Consider the following 25,610-nt stretch of genomic DNA (forward strand, 5'->3'; position numbering starts at 1 on the left):
GCGGAGTTTTTACTGGCGCAATAAACGGCAACGCTTCATGATGCGGAGGCATGAACGACACTGCAGCAGCCATTCTGAAAGCCACGGCCGCCCTCCGGGACGGCACGGAGAAGCTCCGGTTCGAAGCCCCGGTCCATGTTACCTACAACCCTCTCACCTATGCATGGGGGCCGCATGAACAGTATGTGCGCACCTACGGAAACGGGGAAAAGAGCCATCTGTTCCTGGGCATGAATCCCGGCCCCTTCGGCATGGCTCAGACAGGCGTCCCCTTCGGGGAAGTGGACGCCGTCGTCAACTGGCTGCACATCCGCGGAGAAGTCGGGCGGCCGGAACATACCCACCCCAAACGTCCCGTGGAGGGGTTCGGCTGCCCCAGGTCGGAAGTCAGCGGCCGCCGCCTCTGGGGACTTTTCGCGGAAGCTTTCGGCACTGCGGAAAATTTCTTCCGTCACAATTACGTGGCCAATTACTGCCCGCTGATCTGGATGGGAGCCACCGGAGCCAACATCACGCCGGACAAACTGCCGACGGAACAGCGCGCCGCCGTGGACGCAGTATGTATGGAACACCTGCTTTCCCTCATCACCATCCTGAATCCCCACACGCTGGTGGGGGTGGGTGCCTACGCCACGCAGAAGCTGCGGGACGCCGCCTCCCGGCTCCCTGGCAAAAGCTTCACCATCGGCACGTTGCTCCACCCAAGCCCCGCCAGCCCCATCGCCAACAAGCTCTGGCCGGAACGTCCCATCCAGCAGCTTAAGGAACTGGGCATCTTATAAAAAGAGTGGAGGAGGCAGAGTGGAGGACTCCGTGACATGGAAGGAATCACCAGAGCAACAGGCCGGAAATCGGCAGTTCATCTTGTTCCCCTCCAAAGCTACATCGCTTTGAAGGAATATCCGGCCCCCTTCACTGGCTTGATTCGCCCAGGGACACGGCCTTCCTGACGGAAGAAATGCACGCCGGCATCTACCGGGACGGAGAAGAACTTAAACGCCTCCCCACCTCCGCCACAAAATCCCCCCTCCAAATCAATCATCATTCTTAGTCTGAAAACCCTCCGCTCTCCCCCGCAGGCCTTTTTACTGGACAGAGAGAAAAGGGTTCCGTACAGTTTCCGCGATCTTCAAGCGTTCCGAATTTATGGCAATTTCAGATTACATCGTGACCATTGGCCTGGAAGTCCACTGCCAGATCAAGACAAAGAGCAAAATGTTCTGCTCCTGCGAGACCGGCTTTGGCTTTGAACCCAATACGCGCGTGTGCCCCACCTGCCTGGGGCTGCCGGGCGCCCTGCCCGTCCTGAATGAGTTCGCCATTGAACGCACGCTGCTGACCGGCCTGATGCTGGGATGTTCCAGCCCGGAGATTTCCCAATGGGACCGCAAGAATTATTTCTATCCGGACATGGCTAAAAATTACCAGACCTCCCAGCTGGATCTTCCGCTGTGCCTGGGAGGGGAAGTGCCCCTGTACCCCTGGTCCTATCCGAATGACGTGATCAAAGCCGGCGTCCCTCCTTTCCGCACCGTGAAGCTGACCCGCATCCATCTGGAAGAAGACGCGGCGAAGATTACCCATCATGCCAATTATTCCCTGATCGACTACAACCGTGCGGGATCCGCCCTGATGGAAATCGTTTCCGAGCCGGACATCGACACCCCGGAAGAAGCCTACGCCTACCTCAAGTCCCTCCAGCAGATTCTGAATTACGGGGATATCTCCGACGCGGACATGGAAAAGGGCCAGATGCGGTGCGATGTGAATATTTCCCTGCGTCCCCACGGGCAGGAGGAATTGGGTGCCAAGGTGGAAATGAAGAACATCAACTCCATGTCCGCCGTCCGCAGAGCCCTTCATTATGAAATCCGGCGCCAGGCGGAAGAACTGGACATGGGCATTCCTCAAATCCAGTCCACCCGCCGCTGGGATGACGAACGCGGAGAAAGCGTCGTCATGCGAACCAAGGAAGACGCGCACGATTACCGTTACTTCCCCTGTCCGGATCTGGTTCCCGTACGCACGGCCCCGCTGGTGGAGAAAGTGCGCGGTCAGATTCCCGAACTGCCTCAGGAACGGCAGAAACGCTTCATGGAAGAATACGGCCTGAGCGAATACGACGCCAACGTGCTGGTGGGAGACCTGGAACTGGCACACTTTTTTGAAGAAGCGGCGCGGGGAACCGCCAGCGGCAAAAAAATCGCCAACTGGGTGATTAACAACATTTCCGCCGTGCTGAATGAAAAAGGCATGCGCCCGTCTGAATGCCCGGTGAAACCCGGCGCCATCCGGGAGCTGATCGCCATTATTGACGACGGCACCGTTTCCAACAACCAGGCCAAGGACGTATTCGCCAAAATGTGGGATGAGCCGGCCCTCGCCGCAGCGCAGGCCGCCAAGCTGCTGGGCTTTGAAAAGGCGGATTCCTCTTTTCTGGACGGCATCGTGCGGGAAGTCATTTCCGCCAATCCGGACAAGGTGGCGGAAATACAGGGGGGCAATGAAAAACTCCTGAACTGGCTTACCGGCCAGGTCATGAAGGCCGCCAAAGGCAAAGCCAACCCGAAAATCGTGACGGAAGCGCTGAAAAAAGCCCTTTCCATGGAGTAACCATAAACAAAGAGCCGTTTCCCTTCCCGGTGTCCTCTCCTTGCCCGCAGGGCATCACGGTTTGAACAGCTTCCTGTTTCCGGCCAGGGTGTTCCATACCTGCTTCACTTCCCCGGCCAGCGTCTGCTTCATCATGGCAAGGGAAAAGTCCGCCGCCTGGCCCATACTGATATAGGGAGGCAGGGCAAGGGCGTCCCTGTCCACATGCGCGTCCAGCAGAGCGGCGCCCGGATAATTCAGGAACATGTTCACCATCTGGTCCACCTGACTGGATTTGTCCAATAAAAACCCCTTGATGCCAACGGCATCCGCCACGGCGGCAAAAGAGGGATTGTTCAGGTTGATCTGCCACGGAATCAGCCCGGCCGCCTGCATTTCCAATTGGATGAAATCCAGACAGTCATTGTTATACACCACGATTTTCACCGGCAGCCTGTACTGGACAATCGTGATGAGATCCCCCAGCAGCATGGACAGGCCGCCATCTCCGCACAGGGCAATTACCTGCCGTCCGGGGTATTCCATCTGCGCCCCAATAGCCATTGGCATTGCATTGGCCATGGAGCCATGATTGAAGGAAGCCAGCGTCCTCCTGCCAAGCGTAGCGCACAGGAACCTTGCGCTCCAGATACAGGGGGTGCCGGTATCTACCGTAAATACGGCGTCGGATGCCGCATGCCTGTTCAGGGCGGTCGTGAGCTGTTCCGGCCGGATGGGAGATTCCTTGTCATTTCCTTCCATATAGGCGTTCATCTCTTTCACGTCCCTGGCGTGGCGTTTCAGGGCGGCGTCCAAATGCCCGGAATCCGTCTTTTCCTGCACCATGTTCAGCAACGCCTCCGCCGTGACGGAAACATCCCCGCAAATACCCAGGTCCAGGCGGCAGCGGCGGCCCAGCACTTCACCGCGCCTGTCAATCTGCACGATTTCAGGTTTGGTGGGAATGAAATTGAAATAGGGAAAATCCGTCCCCCACAACACGAGCATGTCGCTTTCATGCATGGCCTTGTAGGCATCTCCCCATCCCAGCAGCCCCGTCATGCCGATGCCCAGGGGATTGTCATGTTCAAAATAATCCTTTCCCCTCCATGTGTAGGCAATCGGAGCTTTCAGGCGGTTCGCGAGCCGGACGACCTTGTCTTCCGCTCCTGCGCAGCCGGCGCCGCAAAAGAAAGTAATGCGGCGGTGGTCGTCAAGCATCCGTGCCAGAAGGGATACGGATTCATGTTCAGGAACAACATTCTCCCGCGTGTAGGAAGGAGGATGCACCAGATTCTTCATCTCCGCGGGGGCGTCCGCAATGTCTCCGGGCAAGACGACGACGCCTACGTCGCGCCTGGCCCACGCGTGCTGAATGGCGGACATCAAAATGCACGGGGCCTGGGAAGCTTCCGAAACCAGTTCCGCATATGCGCTGCATTCCTTGAAAAGCTGTTCCGGATGCGTGGCCTGAAAATATTCCATGCCTACCTGGCTCTGTGGAATATGGGAGGCAATGGCCAGCACCGGGGCATGGTTCCGGTGGGCGTCAAACAGGCCGTTGATCAAATGGAGGTTTCCGGGGCCGCTGCTGCCGCAGCATACAGCCAGATTCCCGCTCAGCTGGGCTTCCGCGCTCGCGGCAAAAGCCGCCACTTCCTCATGCCGCACATGAATCCATTCAATGGTCTTCCTCCTCCTCAAAGCGTCCGTAACGGGGTTCAGGCTATCCCCCACAATGCCGTAAATCCGCTTAACTCCCGCCTTCTCCAAAATTTCAACAATCTGATCGGCTACCCTGTACATGCAGATTAGACACCAGCCAATCTCCAACGGATTCATTCTTATGTGTCATCCCCTCCATCTTTTCCGCACCGGAAAAATGCCTGAGGATTTCCCCTGATATCATAAGGCCGCCGCCTTTTCAGGCAGCGGCCTATGAATTACCAGTTCTCTGGTGGAAAACCGTCAGGAACGGCGGCGGCGCATCATCAGAACGGCCAGGCCCAGGATTCCCAGAGAAGCCGAGGCCGGTTCCGGAACCTGAAGGCCGGCAAAACCGGCAATCTGTTCCGCGGAAAGTTTTGTATCCGTCCACTGAATTTCACCCCATGTAAGATTGGGATTAATCCATCCTTGGATATCAGTGCGATTTCCGTTCATGTTGCCGTTGTAGGACAACGTGTCAAGCAAGGAACCATTCACATAGACCTCCACAGACTGGCTTTGGTTTGCGCCAGTAACGGCTAGAGTCACGTTAAGAAAACCTCCCTCCAAAACAACGGAAGTTTCAGAAACGTCTCCACGGTTTTGGGAAAAAGAGCCGGTAGAAGTATTCAAATTTCCATCTCCCATGCCAAGCTTGGCATCTGCCGTCAGATACAAGGCATTTGCCCCGTAACTTTGGCCCGCACTGGTGCCATAATACCCAAACAGCGTGGTCTGGGTTCCTTCCGTTAAGGAAGAAGTATTCAGCCAGAGGGAGATCGTGTAATTGGAAGCATAAAAATTACCGCCGTAAGGAATGAAACCGCCAGGAAGGGGACTCTGTGAGAGACTCCCAAACGTCATGTCTTTTCCCAATGTAATACCTTCAGTTGTCGTCGCCGTACCGGCAGCGTAAGACGTTCCGGCCGATGGTTCTAAAGAGCCGGAAGACGCCAACGCCGGAACGGAACAACACGCCGCAATGGCCATTAATGCTAATGTTTTTTTCATTTTCTGTGAATGATGGACTGAGTAGCAATCAGAGAGATATTCCCCGCCCTCTGTATATCGGATTCCCAATCCGCTCTTTTTCTCCCCCACAGGAAAGATGAGAACAAGCTTTTTCAATCCGCTAAAAAATGTAATATAATTACCTTCTATCACTTATGAATATAAAAAATAAAACGCAGAATAGATTTTTTGTGGAGGTTCTGAAGTTGCTGTATAGGAACAGCAATCCCTTTTCGCAAAATAGAAAAAATTGTAATAATAGTTTCATAATTGAAATGTTAGATTGACCTCGGATTGGGAATCCGGTTGTTTTCCCTCAGCCATCAAAAAAAATCAACATAATGTTTTCATATTCAATAAAAATTAATTTTCTTTCCTTCCATTTCCAGAACCTTCTTCTTGAAAAAGAGCCTTCCCCAAATTATCCTCCCGCTAGCTGTAATATTATTTCACCATGAAATTTTTCAAGACAACCATTGCCATGACAACCCTGCTGGGCTGCCTGCCCACATCCCCCGCAGAAGTCGCCTTTCCGGGGCCTGCACCCGGAACAGCCAGCGCGGAACAATCCGCTTCCGGCTATACTCTTTCCAATAACATCCTGACGGCCAAATTTATCCTTCGGAACGGAAGTCTTTCCTTCGGAGGAATGACTTCCAAACTGGGCCCCGTCGCCAAGGCAGGGGATGAATTATTCATCATCAATCTTCAGGACGGACGGAGCCTTAAATCCTCCGAGCTGAAAGCGGGAAACGTCAAATTCGTCTCCCTTCAGCCCAACCCCAAGGCATTCAGGCTGGCTGACCGCTTCCCGGGAAAAGCCGTCAGCGCAACATTCCAGGCTCTGAACGGAACCCTTCGCATTTCCTGGCGCGCCGTGCTCAGGGACCATTCCCATTACCTGAGGCAGGAACTCCGCCTGGCAAGTATGAAGCCCGTCCAGATGAAAAACATCGTAGCGATGCAATATGACCTGGCAGAAGGGAAAGCCGGGGCACCCTCCGTTTCCGGAAACGCCAGAGGCGCACTCATCGTCAATGACCTGGCGTTCACCGCCCTGGAAACTCCCATGGGCATCAATACCGTGGGAGGCGCCGGAAATATGGAAGGAGGAGAAACCGCCATCTGGAGCGCAGACAAGTGGTCCACAGCCTCATGGACCGGAAATTTCAATGTTCCCCAGGAACTGAAAAAGCAGTACGGAGAACAGGTTTCCAGTGCGGAAGGCCCGGTTTCCATTGACGGCAAAGGAGCATGTACCATCACTTTCCAGTATAAGGGAGGGGACAAGGGCAACAATAAGCTGAACCTTGCCGGCGTGCAGCTCCTCTCTTCCAAGGGGGCCGTTCTTGACTCCGATTTCCACAACGGCAGCACCGGAGATTCCAATGCCGGCAACACTTACACGGTACAGGTTCCTTCCAGGGGAAATTACATTCTGCGCTACTGGGCCCAGACCAAGAGCGAACCGATTGCCAGCAAGGGGGAAATCACCTTTTCCCTGCCCGTGCACACGCTGGAGGAAAAGCAGGCTCCCCAGGCGGACGAATCCCGGCTGGCCCAGGGACTCTGGAGCCGTAAAACCACCTTGCAGCCCGGAGAAATATGGGACGTATCCTCCGTTCTCGGAATTTTTGCCCCCGGCCAGAAACGCCGCTCCTTCCTGGCCTATATGGAACGGGAACGCGTGATGCCCTACCGCCCCTTCATCCATTATAATTCCTGGTATGAACTGAACATCAACCGCAACAATGATTCGGACCCCGCCAAGCGCATGACGGAAGAACAATGCCTGGCCGTCCTGAAAGACTGGCAGGAACAGTTTTTCCAGAAGCGCGGCATGTCCATTGACGCCTTCGTCTGGGACGACGGCTGGGATGAATTCAACAGCCTGTGGGATTTCCACAAAATGTTCCCGCAGGGCTTCAAGCGCATTGACGCCGCCGCCGGCAGGCAAAAGGCCGGCATCGGCACGTGGCTGGGTCCGGTGGGGGGCTACGGAGCCTCCAAGGGCAAGCGTCTCGCTTACTGGAACGTGAAGCATCCGGACAACAAGATCGGCAATTTCCAGCTCTCCAACAAGGAATATTTTGATGCCTTTGTGGGCCGCTGTTCCCAGATGGTGAAGGACTACAATATGAAGTACTTCAAATTCGACGGCATCAGCACCCACTTCCATGCCAAGGGGCCCGGCAACGAAGAGGATGCGGAAGGCATCATCCGCGTGCTGAACGCCCTGCGCAAGAAAAAGGGGGATCTTTACATCAACTGCACTGTAGGAACCTGGGCATCCCCCTTCTGGTTCCGTTATGCGGATTCCGTATGGAGGCAGGAGAATGACTTCGGCACCATCGGAGCGGGCGACAACCGCGACAAATGGATCACCTACCGCGACCGCCTGGTGCATGAAGTTTTTGTGCAGGGTTCCCCGCTGATGCCCATCAATTCCATGATGACTCACGGCCTGATGGTCACTAAATTCGGTCCTCCGGCCTGCATGCCCCGCGATCCGGAAAACGTCAAGAAAGAACTCCGCTGCGCCACGGCTTGCGGCACTTCCCTCCAGGAGCTCTACGTGGATCGGGACCTGATGAGCGCCAACGGCGGAGTTCTGTGGGACGAACTGGCCAAGGGGATCAAGTGGATACGCCGCAATGCGGACGTTTTGGACGACGTGCACTGGGTGGGCGGCAATCCGTGGAACAAGGAAACTAACGAAGGGGCCGTGTACGGGTGGGCCGCATGGAATAAAAACAAGGCCACCCTGGCTCTCCGCAATTCCTCCGACCAGGAAAAGAGCCTGACCGGAACCCTGCGCAGCATTCTGGATATCCCTGCGAACGTCAAGGGCTCCATCACCTTCAAGGATTCCTATGACGACCAGCGGACGCTGGACGGCTTCTCCGGCAGTTCCGTAGACATTGATAAGGAAATCTCCTTCACGTTGAAGCCCTTTGAGGTGCTGGTGTACGAAGGGGGAAAGGTCAAATAAATCAGCCGGCCCACACGCCCGGTCAAAGCCGGAACGGCGTTGGAAAAAACATATTGGGGGAGGCGGGATTCCCGCCTCCCTTCCTTGTTCCCGTGCGGACAGAATCCGGGTCAGAATGTTTTTTCAAACGTCACCGCTTCCAGCGGATCGGCAGGGTTGACCGGCATCACCAGGCATTCCGCACCTTCCCCGCCCAGGTACAACATCAGGCTCCTGCCGGGGGAATAGGCGATGGAGACACCGTAATATCCTCCTTTTTTCACCAGGGACCAGGTTCCGCGGCAGGAAGAAACGAGATCTTCCTCCAGCACGGAAAGGTCCTCCCTCTCTTCCGGACGGGCAATCCACCTGCCCCATGCCTCCGGACGGGGAAAGGAAGAAATCTCGCACGTCCCGTCTTCATTCAGGAGGAGCGTGGAAGAACTGACCTGAAAAAAACGCTTCAACTCCGGAGGGCGGAAAAACCGCCTTTCCCTGGGGGAGGATTCCACCTCATACTTTCCGGAAAGGGCCTGCACATCCGGCTCATGAATCCACAGGAAAGTTTGTTGACACACCGCCTGGCGGCACGCCAGCCCCACCACGGCCAGCAGGGAAAGGAACGCCAGGACAAACGCCCACAGGGCCAGCCGCTTTCTCCACCACGCATAAACGGCGGCCAGCCCCGCCACACTGCCCGCGCAAACCCAGAACCCCCAGGAACGGGAAAGGAAGGCCAGGGCATCCGCCAGCACGGAAAATCCATGAGAAAGATCATTCCACATAGGTACTCCAGAATCTCCGGAACATAGTCAAAGTCAAGACAACAATGCCGCCTTTCAAGGCACGGGCCTCAGGCTGCGCCCCGATAAAAAACTCCCGTCATCACTCCTGAAAATATTCCTCCGCGCTTTTCTCACAGGCTCCAATCAGGTAAGAAGCATCTGAACCATGAAAAGCGCAGCACATCATCAGGGGCTTTCGGAACAGCAGGTTCTGGAAAACCGGACCAGATACGGGATCAATATCCTGACTCCCCCGGAAAAGGAACCCCTGTGGAAGCAATTTCTGGAGAAATTTTCAGACCCCATCATCAAAATTCTGCTGGTGGCCCTGCTCCTGTCCGTAGGCGTGGCTTTCTACCAGTTTTTCACCGGAACGGAACCGGCCAGCGTCTTCCTGGAGCCCGCGGGCATCCTGGCGGCCATCCTGCTGGCCACCTGCGTGGGGTTCGCCTTCGAGGTAAGCGCCAACAAGAAGTTTGAAATCCTGAACCAGGTCAATGACGACACCATGGTCCAGGTCATCCGCGGCGGCAATATCTGCGAATTGCCCCGCCGGGACGTGGTGGTGGGCGATATCGTCATCCTGAACACAGGGGAGGAGGTACCGGCGGACGGCGTCCTGCTGGAAGCCGTTTCCCTCCAGGTCAATGAATCCACGCTGACGGGGGAACCCCTCATCGGCAAAACCACGGATGAAGAGGAATTCAAGAAGGATGCCACCTACCCCTCCAACCACGTTCTGAAAGGAACCACCGTGGCGGACGGCCACGGCGTCATGGAAGTGACTTCCGTGGGGGACAGGACGGAATACGGCAAGGTTTATGAAGGTTCCCAGATAGACAACAAGGTGCAGACGCCCCTCAACCGCCAGCTTTCCAGGCTGGGCGACCTCATCACCTGGGCCAGCTACGCCATCGCCGCCTTCATCGTCATCGGGCGGCTTACCCTGTATTTTTCCCATCTGCCGGGCCCCGTGGAATGGCTGAGCGCGGGAACCTACATTCTGAATACCGTCATGATCGCCGTAACCGTCATCGTCGTCACGGTGCCGGAGGGGCTGCCCATGAGCGTCACCCTGAGCCTGGCGCTGAGCATGAAGAGCATGCTCGCCAACAACAACCTGGTGCGCAAGATGCACGCCTGCGAAACCATGGGGGCCGCCACCGTCATCTGCACAGACAAGACGGGCACCCTGACGCGCAACCAGATGAACGTGTACAAGGCGGATTTTTACGGGTTGGGGGACGCCGCCCCGGCGGAAAACGAGCTGGGGAACCTGATCCGGGAGGGAATCGCCGTCAACTCCACCGCCTTTCTGGATTACGCGGACCCGGAACATATCAGGGCCCTGGGCAACCCCACGGAAGGAGCGCTCCTCCTGTGGCTGCACGGGCTGGGCGTGAATTACCTGGACCTGCGGGAAAACGCCCGCGTGCTGGAACAGCTTACTTTCTCCACGGAACGCAAGTACATGGCCACCGTGGCGGAATCCCCCCTGCTGGGCAAAAAAGTCCTTTACGTGAAAGGCGCGCCGGAAATCGTGCTGGGCCTTTGCTCCACTGTCCTGACTCCGGAAGGCCAGGTTCCCGCCGCAGACATGCGCCCCGCCATTGAGGAACAGCTCCTGGCCTACCAGAACCAGGCCATGCGCACGCTGGGCTTCGCGTACCGCGTTCTGGAGGATGACGCCCCGGTATTCGAGGACGGCCGCATCATCCGCAAGGATCTGGTTTATCTGGGCATCGCCGCCATTTCCGACCCCGTCCGGGACGATGTGCCCCAAGCCGTGAAGGACTGCATGGACGCGGGCATCCGCATCAAGATCGTCACAGGGGATACCCCCGGCACCGCACGGGAAATAGGGCGCCAGATCGGTCTGTGGACGGAGGAGGACACGCCGGACCGTCTGATGACGGGTGTGGAGTTTGAGCAGACTCCGGACGCGGAACTGCTGGACCGCGTGATGGACCTGAAAATCATGTGCCGCGCCAGGCCCATGGATAAGGAACGGCTGGTCAAACTGCTCCAGAAGAAGGACCAGGTAGTGGCCGTCACCGGGGACGGCACCAACGACGCCCCCGCCCTGAACGCCGCGCAGGTGGGGCTTTCCATGGGAGACGGCACCACCGTAGCCAAGGAAGCCAGCGCCATCACCATCCTGGACAATTCCTTCATGAGCATTTCCCGCGCCGTCATGTGGGGGCGTTCCCTGTACAGGAATATCCAGCGCTTCATCGTCTTCCAGATGACCATTAACGTGGCGGCCTGCCTCATTGTGCTCATCGGCGCATTCCTGGGCACGGAATCCCCCCTCACCGTCACGCAGATGCTCTGGGTGAACCTCATCATGGATACCTTCGCCGCGCTGGCGCTGGCCTCCCTGCCGTCGGACGAACGCGTGATGCAGGACCCGCCGCGCAAGACCACGGACCACATCATCACCCGCCCCATGGGCCGGAACATCCTGGGCGTGGGCATCCTGTTCGTCGCTTTCCTGTTCGGCCTGCTGCAATATTTCAAGCATGCGGACATTACCAGTCTCACGCAGTTCAGCCTCAGCGGCTACTTCCGCAGCTACCTGGACTTCTCCACCCCGGAACATGAACTGACTGGTTATGAACTGTCCCTGTTTTTCACCATTTTCGTCCTGCTCCAATTCTGGAACATGTTCAACGCCAAGGCATTCAACACGCACCAGAGCGCCTTTGCACGCATGGGCGCCAGCATTGGCGGCTTCGGCCTGGTAGCCCTGCTTATCCTGGCCGGGCAGTACCTCATCGTCACCTTCGGCGGCAAGATGTTCAACGTGGTGCCCCTGAGCTGGACGGACTGGGGCCTCATCTTCGCAGGCACCTCCCTTGTCTTGTGGTTCGGGGAACTGGCGCGGGCATTCACTCCGGATAAATCCGGCGCCCGCTCCTGAACCGTCCGGGAGAATCCCTCCCCCCGCGCATGACGCGGACAGCGACGCCGCCCGGAAAACCTTCTTTCAACAAAGAAGCCCGCGGGCGTGTCACTCCCAGCATGGACTTGACACGCCTGACGGGCTCTATCTCCGGCCCCGCCGTTTTCCTCTGCCTGCTTTCCCTCTTTTTTGCCGGGTGTAAAAAGACGGAACAGGTGCCGCATGAAACGCCCACAATTATTTACGAACATCCCGTCACCATGGATATTCCGGTGACGGGCAGCTGGGTGGGCCACCTGGACGGCGTGGACAACGCCTCCATCGTCCCCCAGATTACGGGCTACCTTCAAACGCAGAATTACGCCAATGGCGCTATTGTGAAGAAAGGGGAAGTTCTCTTCCGCATTGACGATTCCACGTTCAGGGACCAGGTATCCAAGGCCAAAGCCACCCTGGCCCAGGCGCAGGCCCAGCTACAGCAGTTGAATTACGACGCGGAAATTTACAGGCCCCTGGCCGCGGAGAACGCCATTTCCAAACAGAAATACGAGGATACGCGCCTCTCCGCCCTGGCCGCGGAAGCGCAGGTGCAGCAGGCTGCGGCGGCCCTGGCCCTGGCTGAAAAAAATCTTTCCTATACGGTGCTGTACGCGCCTTTTGACGGAATAGCCGGCATTTCCAGGACAAACATCGGCGACCTGGTCAGCCCGGAAAGCGGCCCCCTTGCCGTCGTCTCCTCCGTCAATCCCATACGCGTCAATTTCGCCGTCACCCAGCAGGAATGGATTCAGCAGGCGGGGAAAAACGGGAATGAAGGCGTCCAGACGGGCAGCAAGCTGGACATTACGCTGAAAGACGGCACCAAATACCCGGAACAAGCCACGGTAGTTGCCATTGACCGGGCGTTCAATCCCCAGACAGGCACCATCCGCGTACAGGCCAACCTTCCCAATGCGGACTATCTGCTGCGTCCCGGCATGTTCATCATCGCCACGGCCCGGCTGGCCACCGTCAAAAACGCGCTGACCGTTCCGGCAAAATCCCTTCTTTCGACACAGGGGCGCTTTTTCGTGATTGTTCTGGATGAGGGCAACCACCCTTCCATCATCCCCGTACAAGCCGGAACGCAACTTGGAGACCGGCAGCAGGTTACTCCCCTGAAACCGGATTCCCTCACCCCCCAAAGCAAAGTGGTCGTGGACGGTCTTCTCCAGGCGGAAGCAGCCTCCAGAAATCCGACCGCCCGCCTGAAAGCGGTACCCGCCAGCAACCAATAAGCTCCTCCCGCCATGGCTGATTTCTTCATTAAGCGCCCCATCCTTTCCATCTGCCTCTCCGTCATCATTGTCCTGCTGGGGGCCTTTTCCATTCTGCGCCTGCCCATCTCCGAGTACCCGGACATCATTCCCCCCTCCATCCAGGTGACGGCCACTTATCCCGGAGCGGACTGTGAAACGGTGGTCAAGTCTATCGCATCCCCCATCGAACAGCAAATGTCCGGCGTGGACGGCATGTCCTACATGACTTCCGTCAACACCAACAACGGGCAAATGAGCATGATGATCCTTTTTGAAATCGGCACGGAAGCCAACATGGACCAGGTGCTTTCCTACCTGCGCTACGGGCAGGCCACCTCCCAGCTGCCGTCGGAAGTCAGCGCGCTGGGAGTCTCCCTCCGCAAGACAAGCGGGCTGCCCGCCCTGGTCGTCAGCCTCTATTCCCCCCAGGGGACTTATGACGGCCTCTGGCTGGCCAATTACGCCTATATCAATATGGTGGACGCCATCAAGCGCGTGCCCGGAGTAGGAGACGTGCAGGTGTTCGGGGCAGGCCGCTACGCCATGCGCATCTGGCTGAACCCGGAAAAGATGGCCGCCCTGAATATTACGGCCCGTGACGTGATGCTGGCCGTCCAGGCCCAGAATGCCGTAAATCCCGCGGGCAAGATAGGCGCGCAGCCCGCCCCGCCGGACCAGCAGCTTTCCTTCACCGTAAAAGCGCCCGGACGCCTGACCAGCGTGAAGGAATTCGAAAATATCGTGGTGCGCGGGCAGGACAGTTCCATCGTAAGAGTGGGAGATATCGCCCGCGTGGAACTGGGCTCGGAAACTTACAGCCTCAGTTCTTCCGTAAACGACATGCCCGCCGCTTCCATCGGCATTTACGAGGCGCCCGGAGGAAATGCCATCCAGCTGGTGGACAATATCAAAGCCCTGCTGAAAAATACGGATATGCCGCCCGGCATGGATTACCTCGTTTCCCTGGACTCCACGCTGGCCGTCCGCGCCGGGATTGAAGACATCGTCAGCACGCTGGTGATTGCCCTGGGCCTGGTGGTGCTGGTGGTTTTCATTTTCCTCCAGGGCTGGCGCGGCACGCTGATTCCGGCCTTTGCCGTTCCGGTGTCTATCGTGGGCGCTTTCATCGCCTTTCCATTGTTCGGCTTTTCCATCAATACCATCTGCCTGATGGGGCTGGTGCTGGCCATCGGTCTGGTCGTGGACGATGCCATTGTGGTGGTGGAAGCGGTGAAGAACCATATTTCCAACGGAGAAAAGCCCCTCCAGGCCACCATTGCGGCCATGAAGGAAGTATCCGGCCCCATCGTCAGCACGGCGCTGGTGATTTCCTGCGTCTTTATCCCCACGCTGCTGCTGCCCGGCGTCACAGGCAAACTGTTTGAACAGTTCGCCGTGACCATCGGCATGTCCATCATCATTTCCGCCTTCTGCGCCCTGTCCCTCAGCCCCACCCTGTCCGCCGGGCTGCTGAAAGGGGGAAAAGCTGACTCCATTCCCCTGCTGGGGCCCTTTTTCAAATTGTTCAACAAGGGGTTCAACAAGGCGCGCGACTGGTACGTGGAAATCTGCGCCAGACTTATCCGGCATATGTGGCTGTCCATCCTGCTGCTGGCCGCCATGACCGCCCTTCTCTTTCCCCTGGCTAAACTTATTCCCAGCGGATTCCTTCCCAATGAAGACCAGGGCTACCTGTTCGGCGGCGTGGAACTGCCGGACAATACATCCCTGAACGTCACGGCGGACACCGCCGCGCGGATTGAAAAAATCATCAGGGAGGATCCGGGCGTGGACGTAGTGACTACCGTCAACGGCTTCAACCTCATCAGCTCCGTCCAAAGCTCCTCCAACTCCTTCTTCTTCATCTCCCTGAAACCCTGGTCCGAACGGACTGCTCCGGGCATGACGGCGGACGGCATCGCCGCACGCCTGAAAAGCAGGCTGAACGCGGAAATTTCCTCCGGCGTGGCGTATGTGGTTCCGCCGCCGCCCCTGCCTGGCGTAGGAACGTCCGGGGATGTCACATTCCTGCTGGAGGACCGCCAGGGCATCGGGGAAAAATTCCTGGCCGCCAACACGTCCAAATTCATCGAGGCGGCGGAAAAGAGGCCGGAAATAGCGGGCATCAGCAATTTCATGTCTCCCTCCAACCTTCAGTACAACCTGAATGTAAACACGGAGCAGGCCACTCTCCAGAATATGGACGTGGATGAGATTTACGCCACCATCCAGGCATACATGGGAAGCACCTTCCTGAACAACTTCAATATTTACGGACAGGAATGGCAGGTGTACATGCAGGCGGACGCACCGTACCGGGACAGCATCGACAAGCTTTCCATGTTCTATGTGCGCAACAATGAAGGAGACCCGGTTCCCCTGGATTCCGTAATCAACGTTACGCATGGCTGGGCCCCGGAATTCCTGATCCGCCAGAATATGTTCAACAGTTCCCAGCTCAACGTCACCCCGGCTCCGGGCTATTCCTCCGGCCAGGTCATGAACGCCCTGGAAGAAGTTTTTGCCCAAACCATGCCGTCCGGCATGGGATACGACTATTCCGGAATGAGCTACCAGGAAAAACAGGCGCAAAAAGGCATCACCATCGGCATGATTTTCGCGGCATCAGCCGTGTTTGTCTTTCTGATTCTGGCCTCCCTGTATGAGAGCTGGTCCCTGCCCGTAACCGTCTTCATGACTGCCCCCATTGCCATCCTGGGAGCATTTCTGGCCCTGTGGATTACCAGGCTGGACCTCAACATTTATTCGGAAATCGGCCTCATCGTCCTGATTGCCCTGGCGGCCAAAAACGCCATCCTCATCGTGGAATTCGCCGTGCTGGAACTCCGTCAGGGCACGGACCTGCTCACGGCCACCCTGGATGCGGCCAGAATCCGCCTGCGCCCCATCCTGATGACCAGCATCGCCTTTATCATGGGCTGCCTTCCTCTGGCCGTCGCCACGGGAGCGGGCGCAGCGGCGCGGCAGGTGGTAGGCGTCGGGGTCATTGGCGGCATGATTACAGCCGTCTTCATCGGGGTATTTTTCATTCCTTCCTTCTTCTACCTGATTGCCAAGCTCGCCGGGCTGGACAAAAAAGCGGCGCGGAAACTTCAGGAAAAGGAGCAGGGAGCCCCCGCCCCCGCGAAGCAGGCCGAATGACACTTCCGAAAGGGGAAAACGGCTCCCGCACAGTTTCCCATTCCTCCTACATCCAGAATATCCAGGCCCAGAAAGCCTTCACGAACACGAGCACCACGTTAATCAGCAGCCCCACCTTTACCATGGTCATCTGAGGGAATTTTCCCGTCGCGAAGGCCAGAGCGTTAGGAGGAGTGGAAACGGGGAGCATGAAGGCGCAGGAAGCGCCTATGCCTACCAGAAGCACCAGCGGCGTAGCAGACATGCCCATGGCGGAGGCTACCGTGACCATCAGCGGGGCCACCAGGGCCGCACTGGCCGTATTGGAACAGAATTCCGTCAGCGACGTGATGAAGAGGCTGATGATGAGCAGGATGACGATGGGGCTGTGCCCCATGGCGAGAGAAGATACCTGGTCTGCCAGGAATCCCGCCGCCCCCGTCTGGACGAGGATGCTGCTGAGCGTGATGCCGCCCCCGAACAAAAGCAGGACGCCCCAGTCCGTATTTTTGGCGATGCCGCTCCAGTTGATCACCCCGCACAGCGGCAGCAGCACCGCAGCGCTCAGCGCGATGAGCGTGTCCATGGACGGGATGCCGCCCAAAGCAGAGGAAAGGAAACTGCTGCACATCCAGCTCCCGGCCACCAGCACGAAGAGAATAAGGACACGCACCTGCCTGGCATTCAACCTGCCCTCCGTTCCCTCCCTTTCCTCCGGCACCATATCCACATGCATCCCCAGATTCGGGCGGAGGAACAGGTACATCAGGAAGAAAACGATCACCCCGAACACCAGGACAATGGGCATGGCAATCCGGAACCATTCCGCAAACCCCATGCCTAGTTCATGCGCCGCAATGGCGTTGGGAGGAGAACCCACCAGCGTCCCCATGCCGCCGATGGAGGCGCTGTACGCCACCCCCAGGATGGCAAAAGGAGCCGTCGTCTTAAGTTTTTCCGCCGGAACGCGGTCCAGAAGGCCGATCACCAGAGGAAGCATCATCGCCGCCGTGGCCGTATTGGACATCCACATGGAAAGAAACGCCGTAGCCAGGAAAATCAGAATCAGGGCCATCCCCAGGCTCCCGCGGGCCATCCGGAGGATTTTTCCCGCCAGCCACGCATCAATTTTCTGTTCGTGAAGAGCCCCGGCCAGGGCAAAGCCCCCGAAAAACAGAAAAATGGTAGGGTCCGCAAAACCGGACAGAGCTTTCTCCCCCGGCAGAATCCCCATAAACATGGCAAGCACCGGCACCAGCAGGGAGGTTACGGTTACGTGCAGGGCTTCCGTCAGCCACAGGATGCCGATAAAGGTAAGAACAGCAAGCCCCCTGGCCACCTCCGGCTCTACGGGAAGCCACTTGAGCATAGCCAGAAAAAGAAGCACGTCACACGCAATGATGACGTAATTGCGGTGCCCTTTGGGAGTGTCTGCAGTACGGTGGCGCATAAAGTAAAGATAAACGACGCTATTTTATTTGTACGCATCAGAAAAACAGTGTCAATGCTTTTCCATAAAACCCCGGAAAAGGCCTTCCCCGGAAACAGGGAAACACAGATCAACCGCCGGCTTGAGAATACGCACGGCGCGCATCACCGGGAAAGCCGCGCCACCTCTTCCCGCTCCGGGAAAATACAGGAAGCCCGGACATGCAAAAAAAACCGCCATGCAATCGCACGGCGGCTTGTAAAACTGTCTGATTGATGCACGGAGGGGAAACCTCCGCCCGGGCAATTATTCGGCGGCGGGTTCAGCGGCCTTCTTGGCAGCCGGCTTTTTGGCGGGAGCCTTCTTGGCGGCGGCAGCCTTGGTTTCAGTCTTTTTGGCCGGGGCCTTGGCCGCAGTCTTTTTGGCGGGAGCTTCCTTGGCGGCAGGCTTGGCATCCTTGGCAACGGGAACGGCCAGACGGATAGGCGCATTGGAATTCAACTTGGACTGTTCCTTCTTACGCTTGAGGTATTCAATACGTCTGCGGCGCTTGGTGACTTTGCGGATTTGCTGTCCCATAGTGATGATTGCTATGATATTTACTAATTCTTACGAGCTCCATGTGGCACATGGGCGTGGATACAACTACCAACCCCACCTCCCTTACGCAAGCACAAAGCGTTATTAAGGCACAGAAAGGCGGAGGCAGTCCCCGGGTTCCCCAATCCGTGCGGGAGAGGAAGACAACCGGGGCGAAGGAGGTTTTACCACAATTTCAGCGCATCCACCCGGACCGGCTGTTCCCAGCGCAGATGGTTCCGGATGGCGGAAGCGATGAATTCCAGGCCGCGCTCCACCGCTGCAACCAGTCCATCCCCGGCAGCCAGCCGCGCCGCGACGGCGGCGGACAGGGAACAGCCCGTTCCGTGAGTGCTCACATCCTGTACGCGCGGGCGCTCCCATTGCCCCAGCAGGCAGCCGTCCGGGCCGGACAGCACGTCCCGGCAGTCCCCCTCCAGATGGCCGCCCTTCAGAAGGACGGGGCATCCGTACCTGACGGCGAGGCGCGCGGCGGCCTCCGGCAGTTCATCCCTGCCCGGATTAACAGAAGAACGGAGCAGGACGGCAGCCTCATCCAAATTGGGAGTAAGCAACGCCGCTCCCGGCAGCAGAAGCTCTTCATAAACAGCCACCGCCTCTTCCCGCATCAGGCGGTCGCCCGCCGTGGCGATCATAACCGGGTCCACCACAACGGGAACATCCGCCCCGGCCAGCACCTCATGCACCGCACGGACGATAGCCGGGGAATACAGCATGCCCGTCTTCACGGCGCGCACGGGAAAATGTTCCAGATTGATGCGCACCTGGTCAGCCACCAGCGCAGGGTCCACCTCCTGAATGCCGCGCACTGTCCCGGGCGCCTCGGACACGACGCAGGTAACGGCCGTAAGCGCAAACGCCCCCATGGCATGGGCCGCTTTCAGGTCAGCCTGGAGACCGGCCCCCGCGGAGCAGTCGGAACCGGCAATCGTCATCATTACGGGAATACTCATGGCCCTGTTTTTAATCGGGAAGAAAGCTCTTGAACATCCAAAAATCCGCACGCGCCGCCTCAATGTCACAAATCCGGGTGGGAAAACAAGGAGGGAATGCCATAATCATCTCATGACGCACGCCTCCCCCGCCCCGGACGAACAGGAATTCTGGCTTTTCATTCAGGATGCCCCTCTGCCGGCCGCAGAGGAATTGCAGGAGAGCATGTTCCGCCTGGACGGCTGTTTCCGGCTGAACCTTTCCGGCGCGCCGGAAAACGCTCCGGACCATGTACTGGAAGGAGAATATCTGGATGAAGCGGGGGAATCCCAGCTGGACGTATTCTGGGTCATGGAAACGGACGACGCGCGCCAGGCGTTCAAAAGGGACGGCGCGGCCCTCCGGCAGATAGGGAACCGCACCAAAATGCTGCGCTTCATTCTGGAAGACGAATATGCCCTGGGCCATGTATTCGCCATGATGCACGCCATACTGGAACACCGGGACGGCCTGCTGGTCATTCCGGACTCCCGGGGGAACGTTATTCTGGAACGGAGGAAAGCTTTGGATTTCCTGAACAGGGAAATCAGGGAAAGCTAATGTTTCTGCGTCTGCGGAGCTGAACCGCCCTCGCGCTCCGCATTCAGTTGAAGCGCTTTCTTTTTCCAGACTTCCGCCATATCCGCATCCTGAGGGGTCCCCTTTCCGGTGCTGTAGCAGACGGAAAGCATCAGCATGGCGTTGACGTGGTCCTGCCCGGCGGCCAGCCGGAGCCAGTTGAACGCCTTGCCCTCATCCGCAGGCACGCCGGAACCTTCCAGATAAGCCAGTCCCACGATATACTGGGAATGGGCGTCTCCGGCAGAAGCCGCCTGTTCATACCACTTCATGGCACGCTCCATATCCCGCGCCACTCCCTGCCCCTTTGCGTAAATGTTCCCCAGATAAACGGACGAAGGCGTATTCCCTCCATTGGCGGCCTTTTCCAGCAGCGCCAGGCCGGAAGCGGCATCCTTCTCAAAACCCATCTTCCCCTCCATGTAAGCCCGGCCCAGCAGCCCCATGGCAGCCGGATGTTCCTCATCCGCCGCTTTGTGCCACAGCCCCAGAGCCTTGTTCAGATCCTGATCCGCGCCATCCCCCTTGAAATACATCATTCCCAACATGTACAAGGCGTTCCCCCGCTGGGTTCCCGGGCGGGCAAGCCCGTACTCAAACCACTCCCTGGCCGCGACGGCATCACGCTTGATCCCCGTCCCATACAGGAACATGGCGCCAATGACCGTTTCCCCGGAATACCCGGACCCGGTCTCCGCCACGGAATCACACCAGGCCCGCACGTCCAGCGGATGAACCCAGCCATTCTGCAATCCCTCCGCATACAGGGCAGCCACATCATTGAGGGCTTTTACATGTTCGCTGCCATTTTCCTTCTCGCGGACGGCGCCGGCAACAGCAGCGTCCAGACGCGCTCTCCATGTTTCCGCCTCTTTCCGCACCGCAGACGGCTTTTCCCGTTCCGCAGCAGAGGAAGCCCGCTTTTCCCCGGAAGAAGGGGCGCGGTCACATCCGCTCAAAAAAAAGAAGGCAAAGGAAGCCGCACATAAAGAGACAACTTGTTTCATCATGACCCTTACCATAAGACAGCCTCACCAGGCTGCCAAGAAGAGAAATGACGGAAACGCCGCATCCGCACGCCACGGAAGCGCGAAGCCGGAGAGCCGGATTTCCTCTTTTTGCATTGAATATTTCCCTCTTTTTGCTCTACTGAAACCAGTTCTACCTCTGATGAAATTCGTTCTGCCCCTGTATCTCTTGACATGCCTGGGCCCGGCGTTCCTGGTAAGTTTTTCCTGCCGGGGTTCCGCGACGGAACTTCCCGTAAAATACATCTTTGAGCTGTCGGATGAACCGGTAAAAGTACACCCTGGCAAAATAGACACCAAGAGCGTTTTCTTCCCCAAATACGCACGCGGAACCTCTCCGGAAACCCTGAAGCGGCAGGCAGCCCTCTTCCAATCCCATACTCCCCACGAGGCCACCAAAAGCAAACCGGCCATCAGCATCCACATGAATGACGACAAAACGGAAAGGGACGTCCATGAGCGGTCAGGCTATGAGTTTCACCATGCGGAAAACCAGGAAGAAATTGTCATCACAACCGAAACGCCGGATGAGGAAATCTGGCTGAACGACGGGGATCCGGACAGCCCCTTTTTCCATACGCCCCGTTCCGCCGCCAATACGGAAATTCGTGAAATCCCCACGTCTTCCGATTCCTGGCCCGCCTGGAATGAAGAGGAAGTCAACCTGCACATGAATCTTCCGGAATCGGCGCCGCGCCCCCTGGTAGTGCAGCCGGCTCCGTCCGGAGCCATCCGCACCATCATCAAATCCTTTAACGGAACCGTTTTTGAGGCGGATGCCCAGCCCATGCATCCCGTCTGGGATCAGCTCCCGCCCGGATACGTTCCTATCCCGGCTCTCCCGGCCTATCAGCCCACCTTATTGAAGAAATTACAATAGAAGGGGGCAAAAGCCTCAGAACTTGAAGCGGACAGCCCCGAAAACAGACCATCCATTGAAAGCTTTGGCCGTTGCCGAGTCCACATGGCTGGTGACATACTCTACAGCCAGCATCAGCTTGACCGCATTGACGGCCTCCGGACACAGATAGCAATTCAGCCCCAGGTAAAAGGAATGCATGCTGTCCACCCATGCGGGATAATGGGTGACGCTGGGCACATAACGGGTATTCAGCTTCACAGAACGGTTTCCAAAGGAACACTGGTATTGAAAGACGCCCTCAAAATGCGGGGAAATCCGGTAAACGGGCTGCAGAACCAGGCCGTACACATTCTTTGCACCGGGCTGGCCTACAATTCCCACGCCTGCCAGCAAATTCCCCATGATGGAGAAAGCGCCGCGGCTGGCGTCCCAGCTCAGGGAAATCACGTCCTGCGCGCCCGTTCCGCAGTAATCGGACGTGGAAGGGATTTTCCTTCCCCGCCATTCCGTAAAATTATGGGCATACTGGTACCCCAGAAACTGGCTGTCCCACATGGGAGAAGCCACCTTCCACTTCATGGCGTTCAGGATAAACAGGTTGTCTGCAGAATGAAACTGGATTTCATCCTTCAAATCCGTACCGTTCGCATTCAGGTAAATGCCGTAGGAATGGTACAGGCTCTTGGCATCCTTCTGAAAATTGGCCTCCAGACCCCAGTTGGAAATGGGAATCAATTCATTGCACAGGGCGGATCTTTCCACTGTTTTAATCCGGGAGGAAGCCAGGCAATACTCCGACGTCAGGTGAGGCGTCAGCTTACCGGCCCTGAACTTGACGCCGGGCATGGTCTTTTCCAGATAAAGTTCATACAGGGACCACTCCGTATGGCTGCCGATCCATTCTCCCCGCACTTCACGGTGCCGGCCTTCCAAATCCCCCACATTCGTCAGATTGGACAGGCGCCAGGAACCGTCCCCCATCAGGATGTCGCCGCCCAGGTAAGCGCGCCTCCACCCGTTGTTATGGCCGCCGGAAGACGGGCAGAATTTATTGGCCCCATTGGGGCTGACGGCTGCTGCCTGATACTGGCCAATCAGCGTCAGCTTCACCTTCCTGATCCATGAGGAATCATTCCGGTACAGCACCGGACCGCGATCCAGCACACGGCACAGGGACGGCAGAGAGCCCCCGGAAACCGGCTGGGACTGAACTGCTCCCGCGCCAGCTTCCGCCGCCGGAAAGGCGGCATACCAACAAGCGGCCAACAGGAACATTCCTGGAAAAACAAGCTTCATCATAGGCTAAACAAACAAATTGGGCGCACATCTTAAGGAGCCCTCTCCGAAAATCAAGCCCGGATGCTCCTTTCGACATTGTTGTTTTCTGAAAGGGTTGTTACGAAGAACGGCAATGATGGACGCACCAGTGCGCCCATCCGGAACGTCTCCATCAGAAGGCCAGGGACGCAGGTTTCAGCACGGCTTGGAGTTACAGCTACATCGGCCTGTTGTATCTCCGGCCTGATGAACCGGGCCATTTCAATCACTTCCTGTACGATGAAGAAACAACGATGCAGCAGCCTGGCATCATCGCGAACAGTTACCGGCACCAAATCATCACTCCGGCAAGCTTTCCCTCCCGGCCCGCATGGGGGAACATGACTGAATAATTATTTCCCGCTCCTGCGGGGAAAGGCCGTAAATGTCTTCCATCAGCCCATTCATCCGCTCATCCCCTTCCGGGCAATAGCGGACCGCGAGAGCGTCCGCCAGCCCTTCCACTTCCCGCAGCAGGGACAGACCGGGGACCCGGATGGGAGCCCGGAGGACAGGGGCGGTATCCATCTGGAAAAAATCCCCCTGCATTTTTCCCCGGCGGAGAAACCAAAACTGCATCAGGCGCGAATTGAACAGGGCCGCCAGATATTTCATGCTCACGCGTTCCGAGCGTATCACGTTGAATGCCATCATCACATAAGCTTCCTTTTCCGTATAGGAGAAGGTTGGACGGGCACACTTCCTGACAGCCAGAATTTTGGGGCCGGGCCGGAAAAAACGTTCCTGCCGGGGCCAGTGCACATGGTAATATTTCATGCGGCCCATGCGTGTTTCCCGCCGGGCCTCCATCAGGGGACGGAATTTTTCCAAATGGCGCAAAAGCGTAACGGCCTGCTCCGCTCCGTTGGACGGAGTCAGATATAACAGCACCTTCTCCGGAGCTTTCAGTGCATGCCGCCCTGCCTGGACAGGTTCATACAGAGGTTTGAGAAAACGCCGCTCCCGTTCCGGCAACAGGCCAAAATACCCCTGAGGCAAGACAAATACCCCATCCCCCCTCCGGATTCCGTACCGCCGCACTGTTTCCGGCGCCAGATTCTCCAGAGCTCGGGAAGAAACGACGTCAGGATTCGGCACAATCCCCTGCGTCATTTCCTTTGCGGCATCCAGCCTGAAATTCCGGCAGGCATCCATCTTTTCCAGAAGATGCCGCTCTGCTGCAGAGCAGAAGGACAATCCTTCCCTGACGCACGCTCCGGCATCTTCCGGCAAGGGAAACCGACGGTACGGCTCATGTTCCAGAAATGATTCCACGTCATTCAAGGAGCCGCCAAAACGGCGGTATTCCGGAACCAGGCGTCCGCCTCCCTCTCCCTTTTTCTCCGCCAGAACAGTCATGGTATGGACGCGGGCGGATTCAAACACGCGGCAGGCTCCGAAATCCGACAGGCGCAGCAAACCGCAATCTTCCAGCAGCTTGCGGCGGAGAGAGGCGGCTCCCGCATTAGACATCCACTTGTTGGGAACGACCAGATGCATTACGCCCCCCCGCTTCAGGGCATCCAGCCCCACACAGGCAAACACGTACCAGTAATCCATGCGGGAAGAGCAGTAGGAAGCAAGAGAAGAACATTTCAAACGGTCAAATAATTCCTTGTTCCCTTTTTCTCCGACAAAAGGGGGATTGCCGATCACCAGGTCAAAGCCTCCTTCCTCCATCACCGTTGAAAGACCCTGACGCCAGACGCCGGACGCAGACATATCCAGACTGTCCCCGCACAACAGGCGATCCCGTAAATCCCCCTTTCCTCCGGCGGCCAACCATGCGCAACGAAAACGGAAACGGGCCACCTCCAATGCCTCCGCGCAAACATCCACTCCGTAAATATTCTCTTCCAAAACGGCGCGGATTAAATCGGGCTCCGGGCAATCCGGTTCCAGAAGCTTTCTGCGGGCGACAAGCTCCCGGAGCATTCCCATGGTGAATGCTCCGGCCCCTACGGATAAATCCAGCACACGGATACTTCCCAGCAACCCGGCTTCTTCATCACCGCTCCTGGGAGAAGGCAATCTGGATTCCAGCCAGGAAGATACCGCTTCCCGGGCCATCCAGCGAACAAGAAAACCGGGGGTATACACCGTCCCGGAACGGCGGGCGTCCGTCAGGAAACGCCCCAGCAATCCTTCCAGCACGGAAGGAGTAACAACCCGGCAGGCATCCTCTTCCCTCAAGGAAAAAGCGAATCCCCCCGGCAGCCGGCCCTCATGGCCTGCCTGCCGTTTCTGCAAGTTGTCCATCAAAACCTCTTTCAATCGTTCCCAGGTTTCAGGACGGCCCCCGTTGCCCTTCTCCACGGAGAAATACTGAGCTATAAAACAATCCTGAACGTTCCGCTCCTTCACTGCGGCATTCGTACACTACTGGAACAGGCCGCGCAACCAAAAGGAGAAA

The 25,610-nt window shown here is 57.5% G+C and carries 18 protein-coding genes; 8 read left to right on the forward strand and 10 right to left on the reverse strand.

The features are described 5' to 3' along the window. The first annotated feature begins 50 nt into the window (after nucleotides 1–50). Both BHW66_RS01415 and gatB read left to right on the forward strand, forming a co-directional pair. The gene (locus BHW66_RS01415) at nucleotides 51–782 is read left to right on the forward strand and encodes a uracil-DNA glycosylase family protein (protein WP_046434816.1); all 732 of its coding nucleotides are present in this window, start codon (nucleotides 51–53) and stop codon (nucleotides 780–782) included. A 364-nt stretch (nucleotides 783–1,146) separates the two neighbouring features. Beyond that, on the forward strand, nucleotides 1,147–2,613 hold the full coding sequence (gene gatB, locus BHW66_RS01420) for an Asp-tRNA(Asn)/Glu-tRNA(Gln) amidotransferase subunit GatB (protein WP_046434814.1): 1,467 nt from the start codon (nucleotides 1,147–1,149) through the stop codon (nucleotides 2,611–2,613). 54 nt (nucleotides 2,614–2,667) lie between these two features. On the opposite strand, the gene BHW66_RS01425 is transcribed toward gatB, so the two are convergent. Then, nucleotides 2,668–4,398 carry a thiamine pyrophosphate-binding protein gene (locus BHW66_RS01425; protein ID WP_254888286.1) on the reverse strand — a complete coding sequence of 577 codons (1,731 nt, stop codon included), beginning with the start codon at nucleotides 4,396–4,398 and terminating at the stop codon, nucleotides 2,668–2,670. Nucleotides 4,399–4,560: 162 nt separating this feature from the next. After that, nucleotides 4,561–5,463, reverse strand: a complete 903-nt coding sequence (locus tag BHW66_RS01430) for a PEP-CTERM sorting domain-containing protein (RefSeq protein WP_215833597.1) — start codon at nucleotides 5,461–5,463, stop codon at nucleotides 4,561–4,563. Nucleotides 5,464–5,764: 301 nt separating this feature from the next. Here BHW66_RS01430 and BHW66_RS01435 point away from each other — a divergent pair, with 301 nt between their 5' ends. Then, the gene (locus BHW66_RS01435; protein ID WP_102735389.1) at nucleotides 5,765–8,302 is read left to right on the forward strand and encodes a hypothetical protein; all 2,538 of its coding nucleotides are present in this window, start codon (nucleotides 5,765–5,767) and stop codon (nucleotides 8,300–8,302) included. A 110-nt stretch (nucleotides 8,303–8,412) separates the two neighbouring features. Here BHW66_RS01435 and BHW66_RS01440 read toward each other — a convergent pair whose 3' ends face one another. After that, a complete protein-coding gene (locus tag BHW66_RS01440) occupies nucleotides 8,413–9,066 on the reverse strand; it encodes a hypothetical protein (RefSeq protein WP_046434810.1) in 654 nt (217 codons plus the stop codon). Nucleotides 9,067–9,232: 166 nt separating this feature from the next. Here BHW66_RS01440 and BHW66_RS01445 point away from each other — a divergent pair, with 166 nt between their 5' ends. The 3 genes from BHW66_RS01445 to BHW66_RS01455 are packed head-to-tail and all read left to right on the forward strand — an operon-like array spanning nucleotide 9,233 to nucleotide 16,431. After that, entirely contained in the window at nucleotides 9,233–11,989 is a 2,757-nt protein-coding gene (locus tag BHW66_RS01445; RefSeq protein ID WP_046434808.1) for a calcium-translocating P-type ATPase, PMCA-type, read from the forward strand. Nucleotides 11,990–12,018: 29 nt separating this feature from the next. Then, the gene (locus BHW66_RS01450) at nucleotides 12,019–13,248 is read left to right on the forward strand and encodes an efflux RND transporter periplasmic adaptor subunit (protein WP_022197368.1); all 1,230 of its coding nucleotides are present in this window, start codon (nucleotides 12,019–12,021) and stop codon (nucleotides 13,246–13,248) included. A gap of 12 nt (nucleotides 13,249–13,260) precedes the next feature. Beyond that, complete coding sequence (locus BHW66_RS01455) at nucleotides 13,261–16,431, forward strand: efflux RND transporter permease subunit (protein ID WP_046434806.1); 3,171 nt, start codon at nucleotides 13,261–13,263, stop codon at nucleotides 16,429–16,431. A gap of 46 nt (nucleotides 16,432–16,477) precedes the next feature. Here the strand turns inward: BHW66_RS01455 and BHW66_RS01460 are convergent, their stop codons facing one another. The 3 genes from BHW66_RS01460 to thiD form a co-directional block, all read right to left on the reverse strand. Then, nucleotides 16,478–17,860, reverse strand: coding sequence for a DASS family sodium-coupled anion symporter (locus BHW66_RS01460; protein WP_046434804.1), 1,383 nt, complete (start codon nucleotides 17,858–17,860; stop codon nucleotides 16,478–16,480). A gap of 285 nt (nucleotides 17,861–18,145) precedes the next feature. After that, nucleotides 18,146–18,418: a hypothetical protein gene (locus BHW66_RS01465; protein WP_012419280.1), complete on the reverse strand. Its 273-nt coding sequence runs from the start codon at nucleotides 18,416–18,418 to the stop codon at nucleotides 18,146–18,148. Between the two features lie 185 nt (nucleotides 18,419–18,603). Further along, entirely contained in the window at nucleotides 18,604–19,392 is a 789-nt protein-coding gene (gene thiD, locus BHW66_RS01470) for a bifunctional hydroxymethylpyrimidine kinase/phosphomethylpyrimidine kinase (protein ID WP_046434800.1), read from the reverse strand. Between the two features lie 112 nt (nucleotides 19,393–19,504). Between thiD and BHW66_RS01475 the strand changes: the two genes are divergently transcribed. Continuing rightward, a complete protein-coding gene (locus BHW66_RS01475) occupies nucleotides 19,505–19,972 on the forward strand; it encodes a hypothetical protein (protein ID WP_146018619.1) in 468 nt (155 codons plus the stop codon). Here the strand turns inward: BHW66_RS01475 and BHW66_RS01480 are convergent. Then, on the reverse strand, nucleotides 19,969–21,000 hold the full coding sequence (locus tag BHW66_RS01480; RefSeq protein WP_164917361.1) for a tetratricopeptide repeat protein: 1,032 nt from the start codon (nucleotides 20,998–21,000) through the stop codon (nucleotides 19,969–19,971). The genes BHW66_RS01475 and BHW66_RS01480 overlap by 4 nt on opposite strands. A gap of 160 nt (nucleotides 21,001–21,160) precedes the next feature. Between BHW66_RS01480 and BHW66_RS01485 the strand changes: the two genes are divergently transcribed. After that, complete coding sequence (locus BHW66_RS01485) at nucleotides 21,161–21,898, forward strand: hypothetical protein (RefSeq protein ID WP_102738214.1); 738 nt, start codon at nucleotides 21,161–21,163, stop codon at nucleotides 21,896–21,898. A gap of 15 nt (nucleotides 21,899–21,913) precedes the next feature. On the opposite strand, the gene BHW66_RS01490 is transcribed toward BHW66_RS01485, so the two are convergent. The 3 genes from BHW66_RS01490 to BHW66_RS01500 all read right to left on the reverse strand — a co-directional run bounded on the left by BHW66_RS01490 (nucleotide 21,914) and on the right by BHW66_RS01500 (nucleotide 25,456). Beyond that, entirely contained in the window at nucleotides 21,914–23,146 is a 1,233-nt protein-coding gene (locus BHW66_RS01490) for a hypothetical protein (RefSeq protein WP_146023987.1), read from the reverse strand. An 83-nt stretch (nucleotides 23,147–23,229) separates the two neighbouring features. Next, nucleotides 23,230–23,493: a hypothetical protein gene (locus BHW66_RS01495; RefSeq protein WP_042447518.1), complete on the reverse strand. Its 264-nt coding sequence runs from the start codon at nucleotides 23,491–23,493 to the stop codon at nucleotides 23,230–23,232. A 4-nt stretch (nucleotides 23,494–23,497) separates the two neighbouring features. Further along, nucleotides 23,498–25,456: a TaqI-like C-terminal specificity domain-containing protein gene (locus BHW66_RS01500; protein ID WP_286688828.1), complete on the reverse strand. Its 1,959-nt coding sequence runs from the start codon at nucleotides 25,454–25,456 to the stop codon at nucleotides 23,498–23,500. Nucleotides 25,457–25,610: the final 154 nt, after the last annotated feature.

This window comes from Akkermansia sp. 54_46 (assembly GCF_001917295.1).
Lineage (GTDB): Bacteria > Verrucomicrobiota > Verrucomicrobiia > Verrucomicrobiales > Akkermansiaceae > Akkermansia > Akkermansia muciniphila.

What these genes read in the sequence shown, in the direction of transcription:
- BHW66_RS01415 (WP_046434816.1), top strand. Translation starts at nt 51, where the DNA reads ATGAACGACACTGCAGCAGCCATTCTGAAAGCCACGGCCGCCCTCCGG.
- gatB (WP_046434814.1), top strand. Translation starts at nt 1,147, where the DNA reads ATGGCAATTTCAGATTACATCGTGACCATTGGCCTGGAAGTCCACTGC.
- BHW66_RS01425 (WP_254888286.1), bottom strand. Translation starts at nt 4,398, where the DNA reads ATGTACAGGGTAGCCGATCAGATTGTTGAAATTTTGGAGAAGGCGGGA.
- BHW66_RS01435 (WP_102735389.1), top strand. Translation starts at nt 5,765, where the DNA reads ATGAAATTTTTCAAGACAACCATTGCCATGACAACCCTGCTGGGCTGC.
- BHW66_RS01440 (WP_046434810.1), bottom strand. Translation starts at nt 9,066, where the DNA reads ATGTGGAATGATCTTTCTCATGGATTTTCCGTGCTGGCGGATGCCCTG.
- BHW66_RS01445 (WP_046434808.1), top strand. Translation starts at nt 9,233, where the DNA reads ATGAAAAGCGCAGCACATCATCAGGGGCTTTCGGAACAGCAGGTTCTG.
- BHW66_RS01450 (WP_022197368.1), top strand. Translation starts at nt 12,019, where the DNA reads ATGACGCGGACAGCGACGCCGCCCGGAAAACCTTCTTTCAACAAAGAA.
- BHW66_RS01455 (WP_046434806.1), top strand. Translation starts at nt 13,261, where the DNA reads ATGGCTGATTTCTTCATTAAGCGCCCCATCCTTTCCATCTGCCTCTCC.
- BHW66_RS01460 (WP_046434804.1), bottom strand. Translation starts at nt 17,860, where the DNA reads ATGCGCCACCGTACTGCAGACACTCCCAAAGGGCACCGCAATTACGTC.
- BHW66_RS01465 (WP_012419280.1), bottom strand. Translation starts at nt 18,418, where the DNA reads ATGGGACAGCAAATCCGCAAAGTCACCAAGCGCCGCAGACGTATTGAA.
- thiD (WP_046434800.1), bottom strand. Translation starts at nt 19,392, where the DNA reads ATGAGTATTCCCGTAATGATGACGATTGCCGGTTCCGACTGCTCCGCG.
- BHW66_RS01475 (WP_146018619.1), top strand. Translation starts at nt 19,505, where the DNA reads ATGACGCACGCCTCCCCCGCCCCGGACGAACAGGAATTCTGGCTTTTC.
- BHW66_RS01480 (WP_164917361.1), bottom strand. Translation starts at nt 21,000, where the DNA reads ATGATGAAACAAGTTGTCTCTTTATGTGCGGCTTCCTTTGCCTTCTTT.
- BHW66_RS01485 (WP_102738214.1), top strand. Translation starts at nt 21,161, where the DNA reads ATGAAATTCGTTCTGCCCCTGTATCTCTTGACATGCCTGGGCCCGGCG.
- BHW66_RS01500 (WP_286688828.1), bottom strand. Translation starts at nt 25,456, where the DNA reads ATGGACAACTTGCAGAAACGGCAGGCAGGCCATGAGGGCCGGCTGCCG.